Source organism: Micromonospora sp. AMSO1212t (assembly GCF_008868145.1).
GTDB classification, from domain to species: domain Bacteria; phylum Actinomycetota; class Actinomycetes; order Mycobacteriales; family Micromonosporaceae; genus Micromonospora; species Micromonospora tulbaghiae.
Map to the genome: position 1 here is coordinate 1 of NZ_WBKS01000176.1, position 8968 is coordinate 8968.

Below are 8968 nucleotides of genomic sequence, written 5' to 3' on the forward strand. Positions count from 1 at the left end.
CACCCCGCCCGGATCGGCTGCGGACGCCACCGCGGCCACGGTCCCCGCCGGTGCGACGAGGCCGAACCCGACCGCGCCGTTCGGCGGAGCGGACGCGGCGCCCGCCGGTCCGCACGGCACGCTGGTCGCCGACGGGCCCGTCCCACCGACGTCCCCCACGAGGTACGACGGCACGCCGCTCGGGGGTCCGGTCCCGCACCCGAGGTACGACGGCACTCCGGGCGGCCCCGGTTTCGTGCCGCCGGGGGCAGCGCCCGCCGCGCACCACGCCGGACCCGGCGTACCCGGGATGCCGCCGTCCCCGCCCGGCGGAGGATGGCCGCCGGCGGGGCCCGGTCCAGGCGTACCCGGGGCGCCCTTCTCCCCCGCCCCGGGCGGTGTCCGGCCCGGCGGCGGCCGGCCACGGCGCGGCCGGTGGATCGCGCTCGGCGCGGGTCTCGTGGTCGTCGCCGTGGCGGCGGCGGTGCTGCTCTGGGTCTTCCGGGACCGGCACCCGGCGCTGGACTTCCACACCGCCGAGCTGGTGAAGACGGTGGCCGCCGGTGACACGCGGCCGGACCAGATGTTCACCGCGACGCTCGGAGAACGCGCCTACCTGGTCCGTTCGCTGCCCGACGACCATCTCCACGTGACGGCCGTCGAGGCGGCCACCGGGAAGACGGTCTGGGAGAAGCGGACCGACGCGGCCGCGCAGCGGTGGGCGGGGATCCGGCCGCTGCCCGACGGGCTGCTCGTCCTCGGCGACGCCACCGGCAGCGGCACCCCGCGCGTGCTCGCGGTGCTCGACGGCGACTCCGGCAAGCAGCGCTGGCAGACCGACGTCGGCCGCGACGACACCCTGTACCTCGGGCCCGACACGATCGTCCGGCTGGACCGCACCGGCGAACGCCTGGTCGGGCTGCGGCTGGACGACGGCCGCCAGCGGTGGGAGCGGCGCAACCCGCGCACCGAGTACGGCGACGCGCGCACGAAGGTCGTCCCGGTCCGCACGGGCGCGGCACTGGACGGCCCCGCCGACGCCGAGGGCGCGCCGCTCGCGCCGTGGGCGGGGAAGGCGGACCGGCTCGTGCAGGTCGGCGCGGACCGCTCGGTCCGGGTCCTGGACATGCGCAGCGGGAAGATCCTCAAGGAGCGGGGCAACATGGCCGGCCTCGACGATCCGATGGCCGCCCGCGACGACCGGCTGTACGTGGCGGAGAACGATCGTGGCCTGCGGCTGCTCGCGTACGACCTGGGCGGTCTCGGCACGCCCAGCGTGCTGTACGAGGCCCCGGAGCAGGGCGGCCGGGTGAAGGATCTCGTCACGTGCGGGGAAGGTCGCGTGTGCCTGCTGGAGACTCCCGGCAGCGGCGCCGACGACACCCGGGTGGTGGCGGCGACCGAGGGTGAGGGCACCCGGCAGTGGCCGGCGCCGCGCGCCGAGTCGCTGGTGCCGGTCGGTGAGCACGTGCTGGCCGGGAGGGACTCGCCGGACGCGGTGACGCTGTTCGCGCCGGACGGCGCGGTGGTGATGCGCGACCGGGACGGGGTGGCGGTCCGGCTGGACGCCGGCAACCTGCTGATCTTCTCCGAGACGCCGAGCGCGTACGAGGACGACCGGGTCCTCGCCGGGACGGCGGTGGACGGCAAGCCGGTCGAGATGGGGCAGTTGAAGCAGATCCGCAGCGAGTCCTGCTCGTGGAACACGGAGATGCTGGTGTGCGGCGCGGACAAGGAGTTCCGGTTGTACCGGTTCGCCGGCTGACCGGAAGTGAGCTTGACAGCGATCGATGCCTCGACTGGTGTGAACGGCAGAGAGATCGACGTTCGTCAGGAGGCCCCGTGTTCGTCCGACGACGGTGGACCGCACTCGCCACCACCAGCATCCTGATCGCCGCGGCGCTGGCCCATCCCGGGCCGGGCGCCGCCGCACCGCCCTCCCCCGCGATCACGCTCGCCCCCACCGAGACCGCTCTGGTCCGCGTCCAGCTCGCCGACCGGGCGCAGCTCGACCGCCTGGTCGCGGGCGGCGCCGACCTGGCCAACCGTCCCCGCTCCCGCGACGGCGCGTGGATCGCCGACCTGGTCCTCACCGGACGGCAGCTCGCCGACCTCACCCGGCAGGGGGCCACCGCCGTGCAGGTGGTGCAGCGCGCCGACGACGGCACCCGCCGGATCGCGGAGAGCCGCCGCGCGGCCCAGGACCGCACCCGAACCGGCCTGCGCGCGAGCGGCGCCGACACCCTCCAGTTCCTCCAGGCGTACTGGTGGACCACCGGCGGCAGGACGTTCCTCCAGGCCCAGGTCGCCACCACCGCCACCGACGACCCGGACGTCGAGATCACTGTCACCTGGCGGAAGGCCGACGGCGCCACCGGCTCGTTCCCGCTGTACCGCTTCGAGGACTCGGGCGAGTACCAGTACCACTACGCGCTGCCGCAGCCGGTGCCGAGCCGGCCGGTGCAGCTCACCGCCACCTCCACGCTGGGCGGCACGAGCCGGCCGGTGACGCCGTCGCTCTGGCCGAACGCGACCCCGCCGCCGCAGCCGGCCGGCTACCAGAAGGACTTCATCGACGCGTACCTGACGCCCGTGGACATCAAGGCGCGCATCGCCCGGCTCGGCCGCCAGTACCGCGACCTGGTCGACGTGATCGACCTGCCGAACAAGACCCAGGGCTACCGCCGCAACGCCGCCGCCTACCTGGGCGACCCGGCGGCCGCCGCCGTCGTGGTGGAGTCGGTCCATTTCGGCGACCAGGGCATGAACGGCGTGCAGGTGCGCACCGTCGACCCGGGCCGGCCGAACCGGCCGCTGAGCATGCGCTACCGGGACCGGGTGCTCACCATCTCGCTGGCCACCGACCGCGCGGGCAAGGTCACGAGCACCACCGACGACGTCGCCGCCCTGATCAACGCCCCGCGGGGCGCCCGCTTCCGGGCCACCGTGGAGGACGGCTCGGCCGGGCTGCCGATGCCGGTCACCGGGCCGGTACGCCTCGATGACGGATTGCAGGGCACCGAGGTTCCGGCCCGGCCGTGGACGGTGCAGGCGCTGCGGATCGGCAAGCACCGCGACGGCTCCCGGATCGGTGTGCTGGCTTACTCGCAGGAACACGCCCGCGAATGGGCCACCCCGCTCGTGACGCTGGAGTTCGCCGAGCGACTGCTGGCGAACGCGCGTACCGACGCGGCGACACGCAAGCTGCTGGAGCAGGTGGACGTGTTCGTCGTCCCGACCGTCAACCCGGACGGCGCGAACTACTCGTTCCACGACTACAACTTCCAGCGCAAGAACCTGGTCAACCACTGCACCGGGGCCTCCCGCGACCCGAAGTACCGCACCATGTGGGGCGTCGACGTCAACCGCAACTACACCGTCGGATCCCTGTTCGACGGGTACGTGGGCGCGAGCGCGAACTGCCTGTCCGGCAACTACGCCGGCACGGCGGAGCTGTCCGAGCCGGAGAGCCGCAACGTGATCGACCTGGCCAAGGCCCACCCGAACATCAAGTTCGCGATGAACGTGCACTCGTACGGCGGCTACTTCATGTGGCCGCCCGGGGCGTACAAGGCCGACGGGCGGGTGACGCTGCCGCGCCCGTCGATCGACGAGTCGACGCTGTTCCTGGGCAGCGCGCGGCGCATCGTCGGCGCCATCGCGGCCGAGCGCGGCACCGTCACCTGGCCGTCGCAGACCGGCCCGGTCGCCGACGTGCTCTACTCGGCGGCCGGCAACTCGGCCGACCAGCTCTACTACGAGCTGGGCATCTTCGCCTGGGACTTCGAGGTGGGCAACGACAGGTGGAACGAGGCCACCGGTCAGTGGGAGGGCGTCGGCTTCCAGCCGCCGTTCGACGAGGCGCACGCCGAGGCGCAGGAGTACGCCGGCGGCCTGGTGGAACTGGTCCGGGTCGCCCGCGACTACGCCGCCGCCGACCCGGTCCGGCGCTGACCGCAAGCGGTCCCCGGCCGGTGGAGTCCGGCCGGGGACCGTCCGTCCGGCGCGGGGTCGGCCCGGTCGCGTCAGCTCGTGGCGCCGAGGTCGCGGAAGACGGCGAGCGCGCCCGGGTCGTCGATGGTCGCCGGGACCGGCTCGTCGCGCCCCTCCACCAGGCCCCGCATGGTGCGCCGCAGGATCTTCCCGGAGCGGGTCTTCGGCAGCGCCGGCACCACCGTCACCCGGCGGAACGCGGCCACCGGGCCGATCCGCTGCCGGACCAGCGCGACCAGCTCGGCGGCGAGCGCGTCCGGGTCCACGTCGGCGCCGGCCTTGAGCACCAGGTATCCGCTGGGCACCTGCCCCTTGAGCGCGTCGGCCACGCCGATCACCGCGCACTCGGCCACCGCCGGGTGCGTCGCCAGGACCTCCTCCATCGCGCCGGTGGACAGGCGGTGCCCCGCCACGTTGATGACGTCGTCGGTGCGGCCCATCACGTACAGGTAGCCGTCCTCGTCGAACCGGCCGCCGTCACCGGTCAGGTAGTGGCCGGGGAACGCGGAAAGGTAGGAGCGGACGAACCGCTCGTCGTCGCCCCAGAGCGTGGGCAGGCAGCCGGGCGGCAGCGGCAGCCGGATCACGATCGAGCCGTCCGTGCCGGGCGGCACGTCCCGGCCCGCGCCGTCGACCACGCGCACGTCGTAGCCGGGCACCGGCACCGACGGCGACCCGGGCTTGATCGGCAGCGGCTCCAGGCCGCGCGGGTTGGCCGCCACCGGCCAGCCGGTCTCCGTCTGCCACCAGTTGTCCACCACGGGTACGCCGAGCCGCTGGCCCGCCCAGGCCCAGGTGTCCGGGTCCAGCCGCTCACCGGCGAGGAAGAGGGTACGCAGCGCGCCCAGGTCATACCGGGTGATGTGCGCGCCGTCCGGGTCCTGGCGGCGGATCGCCCGGATCGCGGTGGGCGCGGTGAACAACGCGGCCACCCGGTGCTCGGCGGCGACCCGCCAGAACGCCCCGGCGTCGGGGGTGCCGACCGGCTTGCCCTCGTAGAGCACGGTGGTCGCGCCGGTGAGCAGCGGCGCGTACACGATGTAGGAGTGGCCGACCACCCAGCCCACGTCGGAGGCGGCCCAGAAGACCTCGCCCGGCTCGATGCCGTAGAGGTTGCGCATCGACCAGCGCAGCGCCACCGCGTGCCCGCCGTTGTCCCGCACCACGCCCTTGGGCCGGCCGGTGGTGCCGGAGGTGTAGAGGATGTAGAGCGGGTCGGTGGCGGCCACCGGCTCGCACGGCGCCGGTTCCGCGTCCGCCATCACCTCGGCCCAGGTCAGGTCGCGGCCCGGCACCAGCGGGGCCGGCTCCTGCGGGCGCTGCACCACCACGCAGCGCTCCGGCGCGTGCGCGGCCTCGTCGAGCGCTGCGGTCAGGATCGGGTGGTACGGCACCACCCGGTCGGCCTCGATGCCGCAGGAGGTGGCCACCACCACCTTCGGCCGCGCGTCGTCGATCCGGACGGCCAGTTCGTGCGCGGCGAAGCCGCCGAACACCACCGAGTGCACCGCGCCGATCCGCGCGCAGGCCAGCATGGCGATCACCGCCTCCGGGACCATCGCCAGGTAGAGCAGCACCCGGTCGCCCCGGCCTACGCCGAGCCGGCGCAGCGCACCGGCGAACCGGGCGGTCTCGGCGAGCAGTTCGGCGTAGGTGAGGGTACGGACCGTGCCGGTGACCGGGCTGTCGTGGATCAGCGCGGGCTGGTCGCCCCGTCCGGCGGTGACGTGCCGGTCCAGCGCGTTGTGGCAGGTGTTCAGCACCCCGTCGGGGAACCAGCGGTACAGCGGCGCCGCCGAGTCGTCGAGGATGCGTTCCGGCGGGATGACCCAGTCGATGTCGGCCGCCGCGTCCCGCCAGAAGCCGGCCGGGTCGGCGATGCTCCGCTCGTACGCTGATCGATACGCGCCCATGCCGTCATGCTGCTCCGCGACGACGTGCGGGCACGACGGCCGGGCGGGGCCGGTGCGCCGGAAGCACGCCCCGGCTCGCTGAACGGCCGCTCACGGCGGTGGGCGGTAGCCGGCCCCGGCCGTTTCCGGCGGTCCGGACGTGGGTAGGGCGGGCACATGGAGACGAACACGAAGGCGTACCTGGTGGGCGGTCCCCGCGACGGCAGCAGCCAGGACGCGGACGGCAAGGCCCTGGTGGAGATCGAGATCGACGGGATGATCCACCGCTACATCCGGACCACCAAGCAGCACGGCGACGACGCCGTGGTCTACAACTACGACGGCATGGTGGCGCCCGGTGGCGGCGAGCCGGGCGTCGAGGACCCGGCGGCCCGGGTCGCGTCACCGAAGGCCGACGAGCAGGGCTGAGCGCTCAGCCCAACGGGCGACGGATGAAGCCCGTGGGGCGGGGTAAGGCAGCACGGTCCTGGTGGAGCGACGACCGGTGTCGCGGCGTACCGCGGCCGGGCACGGGCGGGCGGCACGCATGCCGCCCGCCCGTGCGTCCCGCGGACCGCCCCGGCAAACCGAGTTTGATCAATGACGGGCATCGACTAGCGTGCCCAGACGTGAAAACGAACCGGATCATCCCGATCCTCCTGACCTGTGCCGTGCTGAGCCTCGCCGCGTGCGGCGACGAGAAGCCCTCGACCACGGCCGGGCCGGCGGCCACCTCGGCCTCCGCAGTCCCCTCCACGGCGGCTCCCTCTCCGTCGGCGGCCGCCGTGAGCGACAAGGAGCTGTGCACCGCCGCAGAAAAGATCAACAAGGACATGCGGGCGAAGCTCATGGCCGTGGTGCAGGGGGGCGGCGACCTGACGAAGCAGACCGGCGCGATCCTGACCGAGCTCGGCGACCGGGTGACCGAGCTCGCCGGGACCGCCGGCGACGGCAAGGCGGCCACCGCTCTCAAGGAGTTCGGCGCGGAGGCCGGCAAGGCGGGCTCGGCCGCCGACCCGGGCACCGCCGCCGACAATCCCGCCATGGAGAAGGCCAGCAAGGACATCAACGCCGCCTGCAAGACGGCCGGCGCACCGACCACCTTCTGACCCGACGCCCCGGGTCGTCCGTCCGGCGCGTACCGGACGGACGACCGATCGGCTCAGTTGCCGGTCACCCAGTTCCAGGCGGAGACCACCCACTCGGTCTGCTGGAGATACGCCACACCGACGCCGACCAGGAACAACGCGGTCACCAGGTGGGCACCTCTGGCACTGCGGCGCACCCGGCCGAACTGCCGCTCCAGAATCAGCCGGCCGAGCAGCCGGGCCAGCGCGAACAGACCGACCGCGGTGAGCAGGCTGAGCACGAACGTCACCAGCGGGGCGACCAGGTTGCCCCGGCCGGAGATCGCCCAGATGCCCCAGCACACGAACGTGAACAGCGCGCCGGCGGCGCTCAACTCCCCGCCCTTGCGCGCCTGGGCCAGGTGCCAGCTCATCGGCCGGCGCGGCGCCGGCTCCGCCGCCCAGTCGCCGTGCTCCACGGTGGGGAACTGCTCGGTGCGCGGCGTACGCGACGGGCGCGGCTGACCGACCGCCGCCACCCCGCGCTGGAACGCGTCCCGCTGCGGGGGCACCACCCCCGGCTGGGGCGGCACCTCCACGGTGCGCTCGGCCCACGGCTGTGTCTGGTCCGCCATCTTCCGTCCTCCCCCTCGACCGATACCGGTCTCCGTTCCGAGGGTAGCCAGCCCGCAAATAGGGTGCCGACCCCCGTCGCGGTGCGATACACACGTGCCGTGACTGACGTGGTGGTTTCCCGGGCCGAGGACTTCGACGACATCGCGGCGCTGCTGGCGCTGGCCTTCCACGGCGACCTCGACCCCGAGGTGCAGGCGCTGGAACGGCCGATCTTCGAGCCGGACCGGTCGCTGCTGGTCCGCGACGGCGGAACCCCGGTGGCGAACGCCGCAGCGTTCAGCCGCGACCTCGCGGTGCCGGGCGCGGACGTGCCCGCAGCACACGTGACGATGGTCGCGGTCGCGCCGACGCACCGACGGCGCGGCCTGCTCACCCGGCTGATGCGGCGCCAGCTTCGGGACATCCGCGACGCCGGCCGGGAGCCGATCGCGGTGCTCTGGGCCAGCGAGGGACGCATCTACCCCCGCTTCGGCTACGGGTCGGCCGCCCCGCGCTACGTGCTGTCGGTGGACACCACCGGCCTGAGGCTGCCCGCCCCGGCGCCCGCCGAGGGCAGGCTGCGACTGGACCGTCCGGACGCGCACCGGGGCGAGCTGGCCCGGCTGTACGAGCGGGTCCGCGCCGAGCGTCCCGGCTGGTCCCGGCGCGACGAGCGCTGGTGGTCGTACGTGCTGGCGGACCTCAAGGCGCACCGGGGCGGCGCCACCGAGCGCCGGGTGCTGTTGCACGAGGGCGCCGACGGCCTCGACGGGTACGCGCTCTACCGGACGAAGGACTGCTCGTCGGCCACCGGGCCGCAGGTCGGCGAGGTGGTGGCGGCTACGCCGGAGGCGTACACGGCGCTCTGGCGGTTGCTGCTCTCGGTCGACCTGACCCGCCGGCTGTCGTTCCCGATCGCGGCCCTGGACGAGCCGCTGCTGCGGCTGGTGGACGAGCCCCGCCAGCTCTCCCCGCAGCTCGCCGACGCGCTCTGGGTACGGGTGGTGGACGTGCCGGCCGCGCTCTCCGCCCGGCGCTACGCCACCGACGTCGACGTGGTGATCGAGGTCACCGACGAGCTGCTGAAGGAGAACACCGGCCGCTGGCGGCTGGTCGGCGGACGCGACGGCGCGCAGTGCACGCCCACCACCGCCCCGGCCGGGCTGGCATGTGACGTACGCGCGCTCGGCGAGCTGTACCTCGGCGGCGCGAACCCGTACGCGCTGGCCGCCGCCGGCCGCGTCCGGGAGCTGATCCCGAACACGCTGACCGCGCTGACGCCCGCCTTCACCTGGCACCGCACCCCCTCCCCCATGGAGGTCTTCTGACCGCCCCCAACTCCGCCGATCATGAAGTTGGCGGCATGAACAGTCCGGTTTGTCCCGGCCAACTTCATGATCGGCGGAGTTGGGGGCGGTCAGA

7 protein-coding genes are annotated in these 8968 nt (G+C 74.1%); 5 read left to right on the plus strand and 2 right to left on the minus strand.

All coding sequences use genetic code 11. The annotated features are described in order from the left end of the window. Both F8279_RS27680 and F8279_RS27685 read left to right on the plus strand, forming a co-directional pair. On the plus strand, nt 1-1744 hold a 1744-nt coding region (locus F8279_RS27680; protein ID WP_151501503.1), incomplete at its 5' end, for a PQQ-binding-like beta-propeller repeat protein. A gap of 77 nt (nt 1745-1821) precedes the next feature. Continuing rightward, complete coding sequence (locus F8279_RS27685) at nt 1822-3933, plus strand: M14 family zinc carboxypeptidase (RefSeq protein WP_151501504.1); 2112 nt, start codon at nt 1822-1824, stop codon at nt 3931-3933. Between the two features lie 71 nt (nt 3934-4004). Here F8279_RS27685 and F8279_RS27690 read toward each other — a convergent pair whose 3' ends face one another. Beyond that, nucleotides 4005-5885 carry a propionyl-CoA synthetase gene (locus F8279_RS27690; protein WP_151501505.1) on the minus strand — a complete coding sequence of 627 codons (1881 nt, stop codon included), beginning with the start codon at nt 5883-5885 and terminating at the stop codon, nt 4005-4007. A 156-nt stretch (nt 5886-6041) separates the two neighbouring features. Between F8279_RS27690 and F8279_RS27695 the strand changes: the two genes are divergently transcribed. Both F8279_RS27695 and F8279_RS27700 read left to right on the plus strand, forming a co-directional pair. Then, complete coding sequence (locus F8279_RS27695; RefSeq protein WP_091423176.1) at nt 6042-6293, plus strand: hypothetical protein; 252 nt, start codon at nt 6042-6044, stop codon at nt 6291-6293. A 200-nt stretch (nt 6294-6493) separates the two neighbouring features. Continuing rightward, the gene (locus F8279_RS27700; RefSeq protein ID WP_091423174.1) at nt 6494-6973 is read left to right on the plus strand and encodes a hypothetical protein; all 480 of its coding nucleotides are present in this window, start codon (nt 6494-6496) and stop codon (nt 6971-6973) included. A 53-nt stretch (nt 6974-7026) separates the two neighbouring features. Here the strand turns inward: F8279_RS27700 and F8279_RS27705 are convergent, their stop codons facing one another. Then, nucleotides 7027-7566, minus strand: a complete 540-nt coding sequence (locus F8279_RS27705) for a hypothetical protein (RefSeq protein ID WP_151501506.1) — start codon at nt 7564-7566, stop codon at nt 7027-7029. Nucleotides 7567-7665: 99 nt separating this feature from the next. On the opposite strand from F8279_RS27705, the gene F8279_RS27710 reads away from it, so the two are divergent. Further along, nucleotides 7666-8874, plus strand: a complete 1209-nt coding sequence (locus F8279_RS27710) for a GNAT family N-acetyltransferase (RefSeq protein WP_255474276.1) — start codon at nt 7666-7668, stop codon at nt 8872-8874. Nucleotides 8875-8968: the final 94 nt, after the last annotated feature.